An 18,386-nucleotide genomic window follows, 5' to 3' on the forward strand; every position below is an offset into this window, starting at 1 on the left:
TCTCGACCTCGGTCATTACGAGCGCTTCATCGACGAGGCGCTCACGCGCGACAACAACGTCACGACCGGGCAGATCTACAAGTCGGTGATCGAAAAAGAGCGGCGCGGCGACTATCTCGGCGCGACCGTGCAGGTGATCCCGCACATCACCAACGAGATCAAGGCGCACGTCACCCGCGTCGCCGAGCGCAGCGGCGCGGAAGTCTGCATCGTCGAGGTCGGCGGTACCGTCGGCGACATCGAGTCGCTGCCGTTCCTCGAAGCGATCCGTCAGGTCAAGCAGATGGTGGGCGAGGAGAACGTCATGTTCGTCCACCTCACGCTGCTGCCGCACCTGGGCGCCGCCGACGAGCTCAAGACCAAGCCGACGCAGCACTCGGTGCGCGAGCTGCGCGCGATCGGGATCACGCCCGACGCGATCGTGTTGCGGACGGGCTCGTCGGCGCCGGTCGGGATGGACCTCAAGGAAAAGATCGCGCTGTTCTGCGACGTGCAGCCCGAGAGCGTGGTCCAGAACGGCGACGCCTCGACGATCTATCAGGTCCCGCTCAACCTCGAGGCCGAAGGCCTGGCTGACATCGCGATCCGCAAGCTACGCCTGCAGACCAAGCCCCCGGAGCTCGAGTCGTGGAGCGCGATCGTCGAGCGCATCCAGAACCCGGCCAGCCGCGTGCGCGTCGCGCTGGTCGGCAAATACGTCGAGCTCAAGGACGCCTACATCTCGATCTCCGAGGCGATCGCGCACGCCGGCATCTATCACGACGCGGTGGTCGACGTCGTGCGGGTCGATTCCGAGCGGATCGAGTCCGAAGGTCTGGGCGCGCTCGACGACGTCGACGGCGTGCTGGTCGCGCCGGGCTTCGGTGCGCGCGGCGTCAAGGGCAAGCTGCTGGCGATCCAGCGCGTGCGCGAGCAGAAGATCCCGTTCTTGGGGATCTGCTTCGGGATGCAGCTGGCATGCGTCGAGTTCGCGCGCAACGTCTGCGGTTTGTCGGAAGCGATGACGACCGAGGTCGAGGAGACGACGCCCGATCCGGTCATCGACTTCATCCCCGAGCAGCGCAACCTCGATCTCAAGGGCGGCACGATGCGGCTGGGCGCCTACGCCTGCGAGCTCGAGCCGGGTTCGCTGGCGGCGCAGGCCTACGACGCGACGCAGATCAGCGAGCGCCACCGCCACCGGTACGAGTTCAACAACAAGTACAAGGCGCTCTTCGAGGAGCACGGGATGACGTTCAGCGGACACCATCCGCTCGGGCGGACCTCGCTGGTCGAGCTGGTCGAGCTGCCGCCGAACGTGCACCCGTGGTTCGTGGGCACCCAAGCGCATCCCGAGTACAAGAGCCGGCCCAACCGCCCCTCGCCGCTGTACCGCGAGTGGATCGGCGCCGCGCTCGTCCACGCGAGGGAGCGCGCGAGCGCGAACGGCGCGCTCGTGCGCCGCTGAACCCCGCCGACCTGACCGTCGTTCTGCTCACGCAGGACGAGGCGGCGCGGCTGCCGGGAACCCTGGACGCGTTGCCCGCGGGCGTGCGCGTCTTCGTGCTCGACGCGGGCTCGTCGGACCAGACGGTGCAGTTGGCCGGCGCGTGCGGCGCGTACGTCGAGCGGCGGCCGTGGTCGGGCTTCGTCGAGGCGCGCCGGTACGCGCTGGGCCGCGTCATGACGCCCTGGACGCTGATGCTCGACGCCGATGAGCGGCTCGACGCGACGCTGCGCGACGCGATCCTGGCCGCCGACGGTACGCACGTGGCCGGCTATCGGCTGCAACGGGTGACGCTGCTGTGCGGCGCGCCGATCCGCGCCGCGGGCTGGTCGAACGAACGGCTGGTGCGCCTGTTTCGCACCGACCGCGCGCGGCTGGTGCCGCACGAGAGCGGCGGCGACGTGCACGAGCGCTGGGTCGTCGACGGTTCGATCGGGGACCTGCCCGGCACGATCGTGCACGACTCGTACCCGACGCTCGACTCGTATCGCGCGAAGTTCGACCGCTACACCAGCCTCGAAGCCGGCGCGCTGACGCCCTCGCGCGGGGCGTACCTGCGCGCGCTGGTGACGTTCCCGCTGCGGTTCCTGTGGCTGCTCCTGCGCGAGGGGGGCTGGCGCGACGGCTGGCGGGGGGCATTCGTCGCTTGGCAGAGCGCGCGCTATCGCGTCGTCGTGCGCGCCAAGGCGCTGCGTCGCGCGGCGTGACCGCGCGCGCGGACGTCGCACTCGATACCCGGGAGACCTCGCATCTCTCGGTCGGCGTGCTCGCCTACGTGCGTGCGCTGCGCGGGCTGCTGCCGCGCGTCGCGCCCGACCTGCGCACCGCGTTCGTGGGGCGCGGCGACAACTTCGACCTGGCCGAGCAAGTCGGGCTCCCGCTCGCGCTGGCACGGCTGCGGCCGCGGCTGGCCCACTTTCCCGCGCCGTTCGTTCCGCGTTGGATTCCGGTGCCGTACCTGGTCACCGTCCACGACGTGATCGACCTCGAGTTCCCGCAGTACGGCAAGAAGAAAGTCGGCCCGTACTGGCGGCACCTGGTCGCGCCGGTGCTGCGCGGCGCGCGCGCCGTCATCGTCGACGACGAGCGGACCGTCGGCCCGCTGGTGCGCTACACCGGCGTCGACGCGGCGCGCGTGCGCGTCATCCCGCTCGGCGTCGACGAGCCCGAGCCGCTGCCGGGACCGGCGCTGCGCGCGCGGCGGTACGTGTTCTACGCCGGCAATCAGCGCCCGCACAAGGACTTGCCGACGCTGGTGCGCGCGTGGAGCGCGCTGCCGCCCGCGTTCGCGGTCGACCTCGTCGTCACCGGTCCCGAGAACGCGGCCCTGCGGGCGCTCGCGCACGGACCCGGCGAGCTGGTGTTCGCCGGCGAGCTCGACGCCGGCGCATTGTGGGCACACCATCGCGGCGCGGCCGCCTACGTGCACCCGGCGCTGCGTGAGGGCTTCGGGTTGCCGCTGCTCGAGGCGTTGCGGGTCGGTACGCCGGTGATCGCCGCCGACGCCGCGGTCCCGCGGGTGCTGGCCGGTGAGGTCGCGACGTTCCCGGCCGGCGACGTCGACGCGTTGACGGCCCTGCTGCGGCGCACCCTCGCCTCGTCGGCGGCACGGGCGCAGGCGTCCGCGGCGCGCGCGCGCACCGCGCACCTGACCTGGACGCGCACGGTCGAAGCGACGGCCGCCCTGTATCGCGAGCTGCTGCGATGATCCGCGTCGCGGTCGCGACGCGCGCGACGCCACGCACGTCGGCCGGGATGCGCGCGTACGCGCGCGCGCTCCTCGAACGCATCCCCGCCGTCGCGCCCGACGTCACGCTGGTCCCGGTCGGCGCACCGCCGGCCGCGCTGCCGTTCGCCTTGCGCGCCGCGCACGCGCGGCTGGCGCACCTGCCGTATTTGGAAGCGGCGCCGTTCCTCCCGCGGCCGTACGTCGCGATGGTCCACGATCTCTTGCACCTGCGCTTTCCGGCGCTCTTCTCGGCGGCGACCGCGCTGTATTGGCGCACCGTCGCCATTCCGATGTATCGCGGCGCCGCACGCCTGTTGGTGAGCGACCCGCGCGTCGCCGACGACTGCGTCCGGCTGCTGGGCGTCGCGCGCGAGCGCATTCGCGTCGTCCCGCTCGGCTACGACCCGGCCATCCTCGCCGCGCCCCCGTGGCCGGCGGCCCGGCCGTATCTCTTCTACGCCGGCAACCACCGGCCGCACAAGGATCTGGCGACGCTCTACGCCGCCTGGGCGGCGCTGCCCGACGACGTCGCGCTCGATCTCGTGCTGACCGGGCCGGACGAGCCCACCGTGCGCGCACGCTTCCATCGCGCGCGGGGAGGGATCGCGTTCGTCGGCGATCTCGACGAGGGGACGCTGGCACAGCGCTACCGCGGCGCGCTGGCCTACGTGCAGCCCTCGCTCGGCGAAGGCTTCGGGATCCCGATGCTCGAGGCGGCGGTGCTCGGCACGCCGGTCGTCGCGTCGACGGCCGCCGTCCCCGCCCCGGTCGCGCCCTACGCGCAGCGGTTCGCCGCGGGCGACGTCGCCGCGCTGACGGCCCGACTGACCGCGCTCGCGCGCGATCCCGAGGCTGCGCGCGCGCGTGCCGCCGCCGGCGCACAGGTCTTGCGAGCGTTCACCTGGGATCGATTCGCATGCGAGACGGCAGCCGTGTATCGGGAGTTCGCGTGACGGTGACGACGATCCGAGCGTTCGCGTTGGCCGCGCTGGTGGCGCTCGGCCTGGCCGCGAGTCCCCCGCTCTCGCCGACGGACCGCGCCGCGGCCTACTTCACCGCCGCCGCGAAGGACCCGGACCCGACGCGCTTCGAGACGTTCATCGCCCAGATGCCCAAGGGCGGCGACCTGCACCACCATCTGACCGGCGCCGTGTATGCCGAAAGCTACATCCGCTACGCGGTCCACGACGGCGACTGCTTCGATGCCGGCTACGCGATCGTCGCGCCGCCGTGCGATCCGGCCACGGGCCTCTCGCCCGCCTCGCGCGCGCTGACCGACTACGACTTTCGCATCCGCGTCATCGACGCGCTCTCGGTGCGCAACTACGTGCCCAGTCCGAGCGACCCGAGCATCCTAGGCCATTTCTTCGATACGTTCTACAAATTCGACCGCGTGACGAACGGCCACTGGGGTGAGATGCTGGCCGAGGTGGTGCATCGCGCCGCGATCCAGCACGTCATCTACCTCGAGACGATGCTCACGCCCGATCAGGGCGAGGCCGACGCGCTGGGCCGCAGCGTCGCGTGGACCGACGACCTGCCGACCATGCGCGCGCGGCTCGACGCGGCCGGGATGGCGCACGTCGTCGCCGACGCGCGGCGCCACCTCGACGACGCCGAACGAACGATGCGCGCGGTGCTGCGCTGCGGCACCGCGCATCCCGATCCGGGCTGCGGCGTGACCCTGCGCTACCAGAACCAGGTCCTGCGGGCGATGCCGCGGCGCGACGTGTTCGCGCAGATGCTGGCGGGGTTCGAGCTCGCCGCCGTCGACCCGCGCGTCGTCGCGCTCAACCCGGTGCAGTCGCAGGACGACGCGCGCGCGATGAGCGACTTCGAACCACAGCTGCGGATGTTCGCGTACCTGCACGCGCTCTATCCGCAGGTGCACCTCTCGATGCACGCCGGCGAGCTCGTCCCGGGGCTGGTGCCGCCGGAGTCGATGCTCGATCCCTCGCACATCCGCGACTCGATCGAGATCGGTCATGCCGAGCGGATCGGTCACGGGCTGGACGTGCTGCACGAACGCAATCCGCGCCGGCTGCTCGCCGAGATGGCGCGCCGGCACATCCTGGTCGAGGATCCGCTCTACAGCCACGAGCTGGTCAAGCCCGGCCGGCCGGGCTCGGACGTGATCCTCATCTACCTGCACGCGCACGTTCCGGTCGCGCTCGCGACCGACGACGAAGGCGTGATCCGCTCCGATCTCACCCAGAGCTTCGAGCGGGCCGTCAAGGGCTACGGACTCGACTACCGCACGCTCAAGACGCTCGTGCGCGACAGCCTCGAACACGCCTTCGTCCCCGGCACGGATCTGTGGGCGGCGCCGGAGCGGTTCACCGCGATGAACCCCGCGTGCGCGGGCACGCCGCTGCTCGACGTCCCGCCGGCGCCCCGTTGCCGCGCGCTGCTGGCTTCGAGCGAGAAAGCGCGGCTCGAGTGGCGCGAAGAAGTCGCCTTCGCGCGCTTCGAGCGGCGGTTCTGACCCAGGGACGGCGCCGCGGGTCGCGCGAACACCGGGCCATGCGCGTTTGCACGGTTCCGGTCGCCGGCCTGCTCGCCGCCGTCTTGGCAAGCGGGCCGGTTGCCGCCTTCGCCGCGCCCGCGCCGCCGCCGAAGAACGAAGAAGTCCCCGTTCGCGTGATCGCGATCGCGGTCAACGGTGAGGATCTCTCGACCGATCCCGCCCCGCGCATCGTCAACGGCCGGCTGCTCGTTCCGGTGGTGCGCATCTACGGCGCGCTCGGCATCACCGTCTCGCGCGACGGACGCACGCTGATCGCCTCGGCACCGGGAAAGCGCATCACGCTGCGCAGCGGATCGCGCGTCGCGAGCATCGACGCGCAGACGATCACGATGGATTCGCCGGCACTCGAGATCGACGGCACGACCTACGTCCCGCTGCGGTTCGTCGCCGACTCGCTGGGCGCGCAGGTGTCCTACGATCCCAAAGCCGAGCGGGTCGAGGTCGTCTCGTCGATCGTCGGCCGCACGCCGGGACTCGAGCAGCACGTCGCGGGCGGTTCGACGCAGGTGGTCGGTACCGTCAGCGCCGTCGACTTGAACTCCGCGCCGGAGTCGATCACGCTCACGCGCGGCCCGAGCGAACGCACGATCGCGGTCACCTCCGACGCGCAGATCGCGATCCAGGACGTCTCGGCGCGCACCGCGATGCCGGGCACGCTGGCCGACGTGCACGTCGGCGACGCCGCCAGCGTCATCGTGCGCAAGGACGGCCGCGTCGCGCAAGTCGTGGTGCGGTACGCCTCGCGGCAGGGCGTGATCGCCGCCGTCTCGCCCAGCGCGTTCGTGCTGCAGAGCGGGTACGTCGTCACCCCCGATACCTCGACGGTGATCACCCTCAACGGGCAGCCGGCGACGCTGGCGGCGCTCAAGGTCGGCGACAGCGTGACGGTCCGGTTGAACCCCGACACGCAGGAGAAGCGCGAGATCTTGGTCGCGCGCGCGATCCCCTCGACGCCGGGGCCGGCCGGAGCCGCGCAGATCGCCTCGTTCGACGTCGACGCCCCCGGGCCGCTGCGCGCCGGCGAGAGCTTCGGCGTGACGATGCACGGCACGCCCGGCGGCAGGGCGACGTTCGACGTCGGCTCGTACTTGACCGGGATCGCGCTCCCCGAGACCTCGCCCGGGCTCTACACGACGACGTACACGCTGCCGCCCGGTGCGAACTTCGGTCGTACCTCGGTGTACGGCCATCTGACGGTCGACGGGGTGGCGGCGCCGCGCGCCGAGGCGGCGACGCTGGTGTCGGTGACGGGGACGCCGCCGCAGATCATCGACATCGCGCCGACGTTCGGCCAAACGGTCAACAACGACCATCCATCGATCTACGCGACGTACCGTTCGCCGACGGACGTCGGCATCAACCCGTCGAGCGCGCGCATCGAGATCAACGGCCTCGACGTGACGCCCTCGTCGACCCGTACCGACCAGTTCATCATCTACAGCCCGAGCGTCGCACTCAACGGGACCGTCAACGTGAAGGTCTCCGTCGCCGACAATGCCGGCAACGTCAGCAGCCGCACCTGGACCTTCACCGTCCACACCAACACCAAGTAGCACCGAGGACCATGCCGACCGCCGAGAACTGCCTGTTCTGCAAGATCGTGCGCAAAGAGATCCCGGCGCGCGAGGAGTACCGCGACGAGCACGTCGTCGCGTTCCACGACGTGAACCCGCAAGCGCCGGTTCACGTCCTAGTGGTCCCGACCGACCACGCCGAGCACCTGAGCGCCTTCACCGGAGCGGCGGCTGACGGCACGGCCGCTCGTTTGCTCTACACCGCCTCCGAGATCGGCCGGCGGCTCGGCCCCGGCGGTTACCGGGTCGTGATCAACGAGGGGCCGGACGCGGGACAGTCGGTCTTTCACCTGCACGCGCACGTCCTGGCGGGGCGCCCACTGGGGTGGCCGCCCGGCTGAAGCGGTGGACGCCGGACCGCCCGCCGTGGTATTCTTCGTCGTCGGGCCCGCTAGACGGGCCACGAACCGGCATGTGCCGGGCGGAAGGAGGTGTTCACGTAGTATGGAGATTCGAGTCGCACCGGGCGAGACGATCGAGAGCGCTCTGCGTCGCTTCAAGAAGGCGACCCAGAAGGCCGGCGTCCTTGCCGAGGCGCGGAAGCACGAGCACTACGAGAAGCCGAGCGTCCGCCGCAAGAAGAAGAGTGCCGCCGCGCGCAAGCGCCGCAGCTGAGTGGCTTCGGCCTTGGGCCGAAGCTCACGCGTTCGGGCTTCGCCCGATCCGCAGCGCCGGCGAGAGTTCGCGGGCACGATAGCGAAGAGCGGGTCATGCAGGCCCGCTCTTCTGTTTTGCGTGACCGGTTCGAAGCCGACGGCTTCCTGGTCATCCCGAACTTCAAGTCGCCCGGCGAGGTCGCGGCGCTGCGCGCGCGGGCCGAGGAGATCGTCGAAGGCTTCGACGCGGCCGGGACGCGCGCGATCTTCACCACGCGCGACGAGAGCAAGACCAAACAGGACGAGTACTTCCTGACCTCGGGGACGACCGTGCGCTGCTTCTTCGAAGAAGAAGCGTTCGGCGCGGACGGCGAGCTGCGCCAGCCCAAGTCGCTCTCGATCAACAAGATCGGGCACGCGATGCACGACCTCGATCCGGTCTTCGCGGCGTTCTCGCACGGGCCGCGGCTCGACGCGCTGGTGCGCGAGCTGGGCGTCACGCAGCCGCAGGTCTATCAGTCGATGTACATCTTCAAGCAGCCGCACATCGGCGGCGAAGTGCGCTGGCACCAAGACGCGACGTACTTCGCCAGCGAGCCGATCACGGTGACGACGCTGTGGTTCGCGCTGGAACGCGCCGATCGCGGCAACGGCTGCTTGTGGGTCCAGCGCGGCGGCCACCACACCCCGCTGCGCGAGCAGTTCGTCGTCGACGCGAACGGCAGCCGGATGCTGCAGCTCGACCAGACGCCGTGGCCCACGCAGGACGAGGCCGAGCCGGTCGAGGTCGAGGCGGGGACGCTGGTCGTCTTCCACGGCCTGTTGCCGCACTACAGCGCGCCCAACCGCTCGTCGGTCTCGCGCCACGCCTACACCCTGCACGTCGTCGACGGCGCAGCGCGGTATTCGTCACAGAATTGGATTCAGCGGAACGCGGCGTTTCCGGTGCGGGGACTCCTTTCGACGAATTGACCGCCGGTGGCACGGGACACGCGTTGACCCCGTAGCAGGCATTCGGTACGTTTCCGCACCATTATCGATTTCTTAACATAGGCGTCGAGGGTCCACCTCGGTGTCGGGCTCGCTATTTCCGGGAGAATCTTCGTGCTACACCGCTGCCTCGCTTTTGTCGCGGCGTGCGCCATTGCCGTCGGTCTGGTAACGCAGACGGCGCTCGCGCAGCCCACGACCGCGACGCTCACCGGGACCGTCCGCTCCTCGGGCGGGGACCCGATTCCGGGCGTCACGGTCCGCCTGAGCGGCCCGGCGACCGCGTCGACGGAAACCGACGCGACGGGTTCGTTCTCGCTAACGGTTCCGCCGGGACTCTACCGGATCGACGTCAGCAAGCCGGGCTATGTCCCCTCGTCGACCGACAGTCTGCCGCTCGCGCCGGGCCCGAACGCCGCGCTCACGGTGAGCCTGGGTCAGGTATCACTGCAATCGCTGCGCACCATCGGGTCGACCTCGACCATCAGTCGCGGCAGCGGGATCGCGCTCAACACGACGGCGGCGCAGCAAGAGTTCGTCTCGGCGCAGCAGTTCGAGAATCTGGGCAACCCGCAGATCAACGACGCGCTGCAGCAATCGCCCGACGTGACGATTCAGCACATGGGCAGCCAGCCCGACACGACGATCATCGTCGGCGGCGTGCAGCCCTACGAGACGCAGGTGCTGATCGACGGCCACCCGCTGGCGCTCGGTCAGTACGGCGTGTTCGGCAGCCAATATTTCCCGTCGTGGCTCCTCGGCGGCGTCGAAGTGCAGTCCGGTCCCGGCAACACCACCCCCTTCGCGAACCTCGCGGTGGGCGGCACGGCGAACTTGCTGACGACCGGCTTCACGCAGAAGACGACGGCCTCGCTCGAACAAGGCATCGACAACTACGGCGCGCTGTTCACGCACCTGCTCGCCAGCGGTTCGTTCGACAAGCTGCAATACGTCGTCGGCGTCGGCGTCGACGGATACAACGGGCCGTACTTCCACACCCAGCAGTGCGACGTGACGCCCGCCAACGGGGGCGCCGGCGACAACATGTCCGGCAACACCGGCACCATCCAGTTCTGCGGCGACGCCAGCGGCTCGTTCTACCAGAAGGGCGAGTTGCTCAAGCTCAAATACAACTTCTCGCCGGCGACCTCGTTCGAGGTGGGCTTCATCGGCGCATGGGCCGGCTATCATCCGCAGGGCACCGTCTGGGGAACCGACCTCGGTCCGACGACGATCCAGCCGTGCATCGGCGCGGTCTGCAGCAACCCCAACTTCTCGCAGTACTTCGGTCAGACGATCAACGCGCTGGCATGGTACCCGGGCTCGGACGTGTGGAACAACCAGACGCTGTTCGACGCCGAGCTGCGCACGCAGATCGGGAGCAACGACACGCTGCTGGTCCGCCCGTACATAGGGAACCTAGCGCCGGAGATCATCAACGGGCTCGGCGAGACGCAGTACCCGATCATGTACTCGACGCCCGGCGGCGGCGCGAGCGCCGGCTTCCTGACGGCCTGCGGCAACGCATACGGCAGCACGACGAACCCCGCCGGCGGGACGACGGTCGTCAACGGCCAGACGGCATGCTACGGCAGCGAATACTCGACGTACGAGATCGACAAGCTCTACGGCACGACGTTCTCGTACCTTCACCCGTTCGGCGACAGCCTGCTCAACTTGACCTACGACTTCCACGGCCAGAGCACGTACGCATACATCAACAACCCGGCCGGCGTCTCGGTCCCGTTCTCGTCGGACCGCTATTCGACGCTCTCGCTGACGGGCAACTTGAACTTCGTGCGCAACCTGGGCCTGGATGTCGGGCTCTACGACACGCGCTACACGGTCATCGGCGTCCAACCGTTCTCGACCACCGACGCGACGCTGGTCGGCCTCGACCGCACGATCACGCGTTTCGATCCCCACGTCGCGTTGACGTTCCGGCCCGCCGGCGACATCTCGTACCGCGGCTCGTGGGGAACCTCGACGACGTTCCCGTTCATCGGCCAGCTCAGCGGTCTAGCGACCTACGAGCAGCCGGCCGCGTCGCTGGGCCCGCCGTACGAAGTCGGCGGCACGCTCACCGAGAAGAACCCCAACCTCGAGCCGGAGGTCAGCACGGGCTACGACTTCGGCGTCGACAAACGGCTGCCGAACCGCTCGCTGCTCAGCCTGGACATTCAGCAATCGGTCGTGCACAACGTCTTCGAGCAGTCGACCACCAACATTCTCTACAACGGCGAGTGCTGCGAAGGCATCTTCTCGCCGATCAACGTCGCGCGCCTGGACTTGCAGCTGGTGACGCTGAAGTACACGCACGCGCCGACCGTCGGCTTGGGCTACAGCATTTCCGCGGCCGCGGAGCGCTCGGTCCTCAACGGCGTCCCTGCGTCGATCTACTCCGAAGGCGTGGCCAGCTTCCCGGTCAACGGCGTGCAGGTCTGCGGCAACGGCGTCGCGGCGCCCGGCATCGAGACGTGCGTCCCGTACCTCAAAGGCTACGCCGACATCAACTACCGATTCCTCGACAAGACGTACTTCCATATCGGCGTCGACTACGAAGGGAAGAACAACGCGTACTTCCAGCCGCCCTTCGCGCTGGTCGACTTCTCCGCGTCGCGGCCGATCACCAAGACCGCGACGATCCAGCTCAGCGTCGAGAACCTGCTCAACACCAACAACTACCTGACGTACCTGGCGATGCCGAACGTCGGTACGCCGCTCGTCGCCGGGTCGGTCAACGCCGCGGGTCAGGAGATCCAGACCAGCTTCGTTCCGACCGCGATCCCGGCGCTGCCGCGGATCATCCGGCTCTCGGTCAAGCTCCACACCGGGAACTGACCGCCCGTCACGGGCGCAAGCGAGGCGGGCCCAGGTGCGTACGCGCCTGGGCCCGTACCTTTCCCTGTGAGCATCAAAGACCGGATCACCGCCGACCTGAAGGAGGCGATGAAGGCGCGCGATCAGCTGCGCCTGGACACGCTGCGCAGCGTCCTCTCGGCGTTCAACTACCGCCGGATCGAAGCCGGCGCGGAGCTCTCCGCGGACGATCAGTTGGGCGTGGTGCAGAAGCTCGTCAAGCAGCGCAACGACTCGATCGACCAGTTCGCCAAAGGCGGCCGCACCGAGCTGGTCGAGAAGGAGACGCGCGAGCGCGACATCTTGGCGCAGTACCTGCCGGCGCAGAAGTCGGCCGACGAGATTCGGGCGGTCGTGCGCGCGGCGCTCGCCGATTTGCCGGCCGACGCTCGCAACCAGGGCGCGCTGATGAAGGTCGTCATGCCGCAGCTCAAGGGCGTCGCGGACGGCAACGAGGTGCGCCGGATCGCCGGCGAGGAGCTGGCCTCCGCGTAACTCGGCGCGGGCGCGGCGGTAGAAGCGAGCGTGCTACTGCGGCGGTTGTTCGCCCTGACCTGCCTGCTCGCCGGAGCGCTGGCCGCTTGGGTGCCGGCCGCCTTGGCCGCGCCGCGGGGTGAGGTCGTGGTCGTCCCCGTCGAGGGGACGATCGACGAGGGGATGGCGCATCTGGTGCAGCGCGCCGTCGCGCAGGCCCAGGACGAGGGCGCCAGCGCGATCGTGCTCGACGTGAACACCTTCGGCGGTCTGGTCGCCGCGGCGACCGAGATACGCGACGCGCTCCTGTCGAGCCGGGTGCCGGTCGACGCGTACGTCGAACGCGCCTGGTCGGCCGGCGCATTGATCACCTTGTCGGCTTCGCGCATCACGATGGCGCCGGGCTCGTCGATCGGCGCGGCGCAGCCGATCCCCAAGACGGTCAAGACCGTCTCGGCGCTGCGCGCCGAGTTCGAGTCGACCGCGGCGCGCTGGCACCGCGATCCCAAGCTCGCGGCGGCGATGGTCGACGCGCAGGTCGCCGAACCGATGTACAAGCAGCCCGATGCGATCTTGACGTTGACGGCCGACGAGGCGCGCGGCGCAGGCTACTCGGAGGCGACGCTGCCGACGCTCGCCAGCGCCCTGACGCGCTTCGGGCTCGCCGGCGCGCCGCGGGTCGACGCGCACTATTCGTTCGGTGAAGAGGTCGCGCGCATCGCCACCAACCCCGACGTCAGCGGCATCCTGCTCGCGATCGGTTTCCTGGGGCTGCTCGTCGAGCTGCAGACGCTGCACGGGATCGCCGGAGCGGTGGGCGTCGCCGCGTTGGCGCTGTTTTTCGGCACGCACGTCTACGCCGGGTTCTCGAACTCGCTGGTGCTGGGGTTGGCGCTGGTCGGCATCCTGCTGATCCTCTTCGAGCTGCACGTCTTGCCGGGCCACGGCTTGGCGGGGTCGGCGGGCGCGCTCGCGCTCGTCGCGGCGATCTTGCTCGCCTTCGGGTTGCCGTTCTTCTTCGGAGCGGTGCAGGCGCTGGCCGTCGCGGTCGTCTTGAGCGTGGTGGCCTTCGTCCTCTTGCAGCGCGTGCTGCCGGAGAACGCGTTCGTGAAGCGGCTGACGTTCGGCGCGCTGCAAGGCCCGGACTACGTCGCGAGCGAGGATCACCGTGCCTTGCTGGGCAAGACCGGCGTCGCCAACTCGTTCCTGCGCCCCGCCGGCGTCGCGACCTTCGACCAGACCCGCGTCGACGTCTTGACCGACGGCGACTTCGTCCCGGCCGGCACGCCCGTCCAAGTCACCCGCGTCGAGGGCGCACGGATTTTCGTCAAAGCCGTTTAGAACGGAGTCTCCATGGTCGCGGTCTTCTCGGTCGTCATCATCGTCGCGATCTTCGCCGGGATCGTGCTGTTCCTGTACTACTTCCCGCTGGCGCTGTGGATTCGCACGATCGCCGCCGGGGTGCCGCTCTCGATCGGGTCGCTGATTCGGATGCGGGTGATCGGCGTGCCGGCGGGGCTGATCGTCGCGAACTTGGTGCGGGCGCGCAAGGCGGGGCTGAACCTCACCGTCGACCAGCTGCAATCGCACGTGCTGGCCGGCGGCAACGTCGAGAAGGTGACGCTGGCGATGATCGCGGCGCAGCGCGCGCAGATTCCGCTGGAATGGCAGCGCGCGGCCGCAATAGACTTGGCCGGCCGCGACGTGCTCGAGGCGCTCCAGACGTCGGTCAACCCGAAGGTCATCGAGACGCCGATCTTCCAAGGCGTCGCGCAAAACGGCATCCAGCTCAACGTCAAAGCCCGCATCACGGTGCGCTCGAACCTCGACCGGTACGTCGGCGGCGCCGGCGAGCCGACGATCGTCGCGCGCGTCGGCGAGGGCGTCGTCAGCGCGGTCGGCGCCGCGGTCGATCACAAGGAAGTTCTCGAGTACCCCGACCGTATCTCGAAGGCGGTGCTCTCGAAGGGACTGGACGCCGGCACCGCGTTCGAGATCGTCTCGATCGACATCGCCGACGTCGACGTCGGGAAGAACATCGGCGCGGACCTGCAGACCTCGCAAGCCGAAGCCGATCGTCGCATCGCGCAGGCGAAGGCCTCGGAACGGCAATACGCCGCGATGGCCGCCGAGCAGGAGCAGAAGGCCGAGACGCAGCGCATGCGCGCGAAGGTCGTCGAGGCCGAAGCGCAGATCCCCGAAGCGATCGCCGAAGCGTTTCGTTCGGGCCACCTGGGCGTGATGGACTACTACAAGCTCAACAACGTCAAGGCCGACACCGAGATGCGCGGATCGATCGGGCAGAGCCTGGGCGGGGCCGACCCCAGCCAGCAGCCGCCGCCTGCCGGTCCGACGACCACGCTGTGAACCTGCACGACCTCGCGCAAATCGCGCCGTTCGCCATCCTGGTCTTCGCGATCGGCGGCTCGGTCTTCCGCGCGATCGGGCGGGCGGGCCGCCAGCGCGCCGGCGCGGCGCCGCCGAGTGCGCCGCGACCGGCCGCCGTCGCGCCGCCGGCCGTCGGGGCGCCGCCGCGCCCGACCACGGTGCCGCCGTCGCTGCGGGGTGCCGCGGCGCCGCCGGGGCCGCCCGTCCGGGCGGTCCTCGTCCCCGTGCAGGTCGGCCCCGCCGGCCCGTCCGGCGCCCTGGCGACCGCGCTGAGCCAACCCGACCGGATTCGGACCGCGGTGGTCCTGGCCGAGGTCCTGGGGCCGCCGTTGGCGCTGCGGTGACACCTTCCGGCCAGCCGGCGCGTTGAAAACGGGAGATGCCGTCGATCACCAGCGAGGCGACGTTCGACCTCGGCGGGCTGTCTGATCCGATCCGCTTCTGCGGGTTCCGCGACCAAAACCTCAACGCGCTCGAAGCGCTCGTCCCGGTCGTGCTGCGGCTCGACGGCGACCGCGTTCACCTCAGCGGTGACCGGGCGGCCGTCCGGCGCGCCGAAGGCGTGCTGGGCGCCATGTTGGCCGCCGCGCGCGCCGGCTCGCAGGTGACCCCCGACGACGTCGCGCTCGCGGTGCGCTCGAGCGCGGCGGCGGCCGGGAACGGCGACGGCGCGATTCCGCCGACGCTGGTCACGACTGCGCGCGGCCGGGAGATTCGCCCCAAGACGGCCGGCCAACGCGCGCTGGCCGCGGCCATCGGCGCCGACACGCTGACGTTCGCGATCGGCCCGGCCGGGACGGGCAAGACGTTCTTGGCGATCGTCATGGCGGTGCGCGCGCTGCGCAACCGTGAGGTTTCGCGCATCGTGCTCAGCCGGCCGGCGGTCGAAGCCGGCGAGAAGCTCGGGTTCTTGCCGGGCGATCTCAAGGAGAAGGTCGACCCGTACCTGCGGCCGCTCTACGATGCACTCTCCGAGCTGCTCGACGACGCGACGACGCAAAAGTATCTCGAGCGCGGCACGATCGAGGTCGCACCGATCGCGTACATGCGCGGGCGCACGCTCGCCGACGCGTTCGTCATCCTCGACGAAGCGCAGAACGCCACCGCCGAGCAGCTCAAGATGTTCCTCACGCGCCTGGGGCAGAACTCGAAGATGGTCGTCAACGGCGACGATACGCAGATCGACCTGCCGCGCGGCCAGCGCAGCGGGCTGCTCGACGTCGAGCGCATCTTCGCGGGCATGGAGGACGTCGGGATCGTCCGGCTCGACGAAACCGACGTCGTGCGGCACCCGCTGGTCGGACGCATCGTCGCGGCGTACGCGCAGCTCTCGCGCGAACGCGGCGAGTGATCTATCTCGACAACCAGACGCGCGGCAGCGGCCTGGACGCGCGTGCCGCCGCGCGCGTCCTCGAACGGCTGCTGGCCGAGATCGGCGAGGCCGATTCCAGCGTTTCGCTGACGTTCGTGCGAGACGCGGCGATGCGCGAGCTCAACCGCGAGCATCGCGGCAAGGACGCGTCGACCGACGTGCTGAGCTTCCCGCTGCACCCGCCGGAGGCGTTCGACCGCAGCGGGCGCACGCGCGCCCTGCGCGCGGACGACGAAGACGGCGCGGAGCGCATGCTGGGCGACGTCGTCGTCAGCGTCGACACCGCCGCCCGGCAAGCGGCCGACTACGACGCGCCGCTCGCGCGCGAAGTCGAGCGGCTGCTGATCCACGCCGTGCTGCACTTGGCCGGCCACGACCACATGGAACCCGGCGAGCGAGCGGTGATGGAGGCGGAGGAGCGGCGGCTCGCCGCGGCGATCGGGATGCCGTGGCCCTACCTCGAATCGACGCTTCGATGATCCGTTCGCTCGTCGCCGCGCTGGCGCTGGCGTTGCTCGGCGTCGCGCCGACGCCGCTGCCGACCGCCGCGCCGCCCGCCCCGGTGCCGCCCGCGGCGACGCCGGCGCCCGCTGCGCCAACGCCGGTCGGTGCGCCGACGATCGCGCCACAGCCGGCGACCGCGCAGGAGGCGCACGCACACTGGCCCGTCGAGGGCGCCTCGGTCGCGGTGCAAGCGCTGCTCGATCGCGGCGTGCTGATGCTGTACGCGTTCGACGTCGGCGAGGCGCGCGTCGCGTTCGGCAAGGCGATCGCGCTCGATCCGCACCTCGCGCTGGCGTACTGGGGCGAAGCCGAAGCCGACACGATCGACATCAACGCGCCGCAGAGCAGCGAGGGCGATCTGCGCGGTGCGGAGGCCGTGGCGGCCGGGCGCCGCCACCTCGCGCACGCCAGCCCGGTCGAGAAGATGCTGATCGACGCGATCGCGCTGCGCTACGGGCACGGCAGCAAGGAGCAGCGCTTCGCGCGCTATGCCGACGCGCTCGACGCGTGGACGCGCACGCACCGCGACGACGCGAACGTGCTGACGGTCGCGGCGTACGCGCGCTGGAACGCCGAGGACACGCTCTCCGTGCACGGCGCACCGACCGAGAAGGCGCGGGCCATGCTGGCTGATCTCGACGACGCGCTCGAGCTCGAGCCGACCAATCTGGGCGCCCACCACCTGCGCATCCACCTGCTCGAAGAGACGCACCGTGCGCGCGAGGCGATTCCCGACGCGATCGCGCTCGGTTCGTACGCGTATCCGCCCGGCACCTCGCACCTGATCCACATGCCCGGCCACATCTGGGACCGGGTCGGCAACTACGCGCAGCTGGTCGACGACAACGAGCGCGCCGTGGCCAACGATCAGGCCTGGTTCTCGCAAGGTGACGGGCCGGGCCAAGCGTACATGCGCAACTATCACGACCACGACGTCGACTTCGTCCTGTACGGGTTGACGACGGTCGGCCGCGACGCCGACGCGCTGGCGTTCGCGCGGCACGAGGACGCCGCGATGCAGACCAGGCTCGCGATTCGGCTGCACGACGACGCCACGGCGGAACGCGAGGCACCGGCCGAAGCGCTGCTGCCGCGCGGCATCGCGGCCGCGCGTCTGGGCGAGCGGGCCCAGGCGCAGCGCTTTCGCGCTCGGCTCGCGGACGACGCGGTCGCGCAAGAGCTGATCGACGCGGCCCTGGCGCAGCACGCCGGCGACCTCGCCGCGCGGGTCGCGGCCTACGCGAAGGCCTACGTGGCGACCAAGAACGACGACCCCGGCGATCCGAAGACCTATTGGGCGACCCCGGTCGGCGAAGGCTACGGGGCCGCGCTGTTGGCCGACCACCAGCCTGCCCAGGCCGAGGCGGTGTTCGCGGCCGAGCTGATGCGCTTCCCGGACGATCCGCACTTGGAGTGGGGCTTGGCGGAGGCGCGCACGGCGCAGGGGAAGGACGACCCCGGAGCGCGCGCCGCCTATCGCGCGCACTGGAAGGGGAGCCGCGATCTCACGCTCGCCGACCTCGGATGACCGCGACCACGGCCTGGCGGCCGCCTTCGGCTACGCGCTCGAGGGGCTGGCGGCGGCGTGGCGCGGCCAGCGCAACGTCCGCATCCACGCCGGGATCGTCGCGGTGGTCGTCGTCGGCGGGGTCGTCATCCGGCTGCCGTTGCTGGGTTGGGCGGTCGTCGCGCTGGCGGTCGGCCTGGTGCTGGGCGCCGAGCTGCTCAACACCGCTCTCGAGGCCGTCGTCGACTTGGTCTCGCCCCAGGACCACCCGTTGGCCAAGCTGGCCAAGGACTGTGCTGCCGCGGCCGTCCTGGTCGCCGCCCTGGCGGCGGCGGCCGCCGGTCTGCTGATCGGGGCATGGAGCATCCTGCGACCGTGAC

Annotated in this window: 18 protein-coding genes; all 18 read left to right on the plus strand. The window is 70.4% G+C overall.

The window, feature by feature from the left end; genetic code table 11:
- A partial coding sequence (locus tag VMD91_04825; protein HTW83381.1) for a CTP synthase occupies positions 1-1,447 on the plus strand: 1,447 nt, incomplete at its 5' end.
- Complete coding sequence (locus VMD91_04830) at positions 1,378-2,193, plus strand: glycosyltransferase family 2 protein (GenBank protein ID HTW83382.1); 816 nt, start codon at positions 1,378-1,380, stop codon at positions 2,191-2,193. The genes VMD91_04825 and VMD91_04830, both read left to right, overlap by 70 nt.
- Positions 2,190-3,194: a glycosyltransferase gene (locus tag VMD91_04835; GenBank protein ID HTW83383.1), complete on the plus strand. Its 1,005-nt coding sequence runs from the start codon at positions 2,190-2,192 to the stop codon at positions 3,192-3,194. Before VMD91_04830 ends, VMD91_04835 begins: the two co-directional genes overlap by 4 nt.
- On the plus strand, positions 3,191-4,168 hold the full coding sequence (locus VMD91_04840; GenBank protein HTW83384.1) for a glycosyltransferase: 978 nt from the start codon (positions 3,191-3,193) through the stop codon (positions 4,166-4,168). The genes VMD91_04835 and VMD91_04840 overlap by 4 nt, the downstream gene beginning before the upstream one ends.
- A 2-nt stretch (positions 4,169-4,170) precedes the next feature.
- The gene (locus tag VMD91_04845) at positions 4,171-5,700 is read left to right on the plus strand and encodes a hypothetical protein (protein HTW83385.1); all 1,530 of its coding nucleotides are present in this window, start codon (positions 4,171-4,173) and stop codon (positions 5,698-5,700) included.
- A 38-nt stretch (positions 5,701-5,738) separates the two neighbouring features.
- The gene (locus VMD91_04850; GenBank protein ID HTW83386.1) at positions 5,739-7,295 is read left to right on the plus strand and encodes a copper amine oxidase N-terminal domain-containing protein; all 1,557 of its coding nucleotides are present in this window, start codon (positions 5,739-5,741) and stop codon (positions 7,293-7,295) included.
- A gap of 11 nt (positions 7,296-7,306) precedes the next feature.
- A complete protein-coding gene (locus VMD91_04855) occupies positions 7,307-7,657 on the plus strand; it encodes a histidine triad nucleotide-binding protein (GenBank protein ID HTW83387.1) in 351 nt (116 codons plus the stop codon).
- Between the two features lie 103 nt (positions 7,658-7,760).
- A complete protein-coding gene (gene rpsU, locus VMD91_04860; GenBank protein ID HTW83388.1) occupies positions 7,761-7,931 on the plus strand; it encodes a 30S ribosomal protein S21 in 171 nt (56 codons plus the stop codon).
- A gap of 95 nt (positions 7,932-8,026) precedes the next feature.
- Positions 8,027-8,884 carry a phytanoyl-CoA dioxygenase family protein gene (locus VMD91_04865; protein HTW83389.1) on the plus strand — a complete coding sequence of 286 codons (858 nt, stop codon included), beginning with the start codon at positions 8,027-8,029 and terminating at the stop codon, positions 8,882-8,884.
- Positions 8,885-9,016: 132 nt separating this feature from the next.
- The gene (locus VMD91_04870; protein HTW83390.1) at positions 9,017-11,743 is read left to right on the plus strand and encodes a TonB-dependent receptor; all 2,727 of its coding nucleotides are present in this window, start codon (positions 9,017-9,019) and stop codon (positions 11,741-11,743) included.
- Between the two features lie 66 nt (positions 11,744-11,809).
- On the plus strand, positions 11,810-12,256 hold the full coding sequence (locus VMD91_04875; GenBank protein ID HTW83391.1) for a GatB/YqeY domain-containing protein: 447 nt from the start codon (positions 11,810-11,812) through the stop codon (positions 12,254-12,256).
- Between the two features lie 30 nt (positions 12,257-12,286).
- A complete protein-coding gene (locus tag VMD91_04880) occupies positions 12,287-13,576 on the plus strand; it encodes an NfeD family protein (GenBank protein ID HTW83392.1) in 1,290 nt (429 codons plus the stop codon).
- A gap of 12 nt (positions 13,577-13,588) precedes the next feature.
- Positions 13,589-14,602, plus strand: a complete 1,014-nt coding sequence (gene floA, locus VMD91_04885) for a flotillin-like protein FloA (protein ID HTW83393.1) — start codon at positions 13,589-13,591, stop codon at positions 14,600-14,602.
- On the plus strand, positions 14,599-14,967 hold the full coding sequence (locus VMD91_04890) for a hypothetical protein (protein HTW83394.1): 369 nt from the start codon (positions 14,599-14,601) through the stop codon (positions 14,965-14,967). The genes floA and VMD91_04890 overlap by 4 nt, the downstream gene beginning before the upstream one ends.
- 35 nt (positions 14,968-15,002) lie before the next feature.
- On the plus strand, positions 15,003-15,974 hold the full coding sequence (locus VMD91_04895; protein HTW83395.1) for a PhoH family protein: 972 nt from the start codon (positions 15,003-15,005) through the stop codon (positions 15,972-15,974).
- Positions 15,971-16,474, plus strand: a complete 504-nt coding sequence (gene ybeY / locus VMD91_04900; protein HTW83396.1) for an rRNA maturation RNase YbeY — start codon at positions 15,971-15,973, stop codon at positions 16,472-16,474. Before VMD91_04895 ends, ybeY begins: the two co-directional genes overlap by 4 nt.
- Entirely contained in the window at positions 16,471-18,027 is a 1,557-nt protein-coding gene (locus tag VMD91_04905; protein ID HTW83397.1) for a hypothetical protein, read from the plus strand. Before ybeY ends, VMD91_04905 begins: the two co-directional genes overlap by 4 nt.
- 13 nt (positions 18,028-18,040) lie before the next feature.
- On the plus strand, positions 18,041-18,385 hold the full coding sequence (locus VMD91_04910; GenBank protein HTW83398.1) for a diacylglycerol kinase family protein: 345 nt from the start codon (positions 18,041-18,043) through the stop codon (positions 18,383-18,385).
- Position 18,386 lies beyond the last annotated feature (1 nt).

Origin of the sequence: Candidatus Sulfotelmatobacter sp. (assembly GCA_035504415.1) — a bacterium.
Classification (GTDB): domain Bacteria; phylum Vulcanimicrobiota; class Vulcanimicrobiia; order Vulcanimicrobiales; family Vulcanimicrobiaceae; genus Vulcanimicrobium.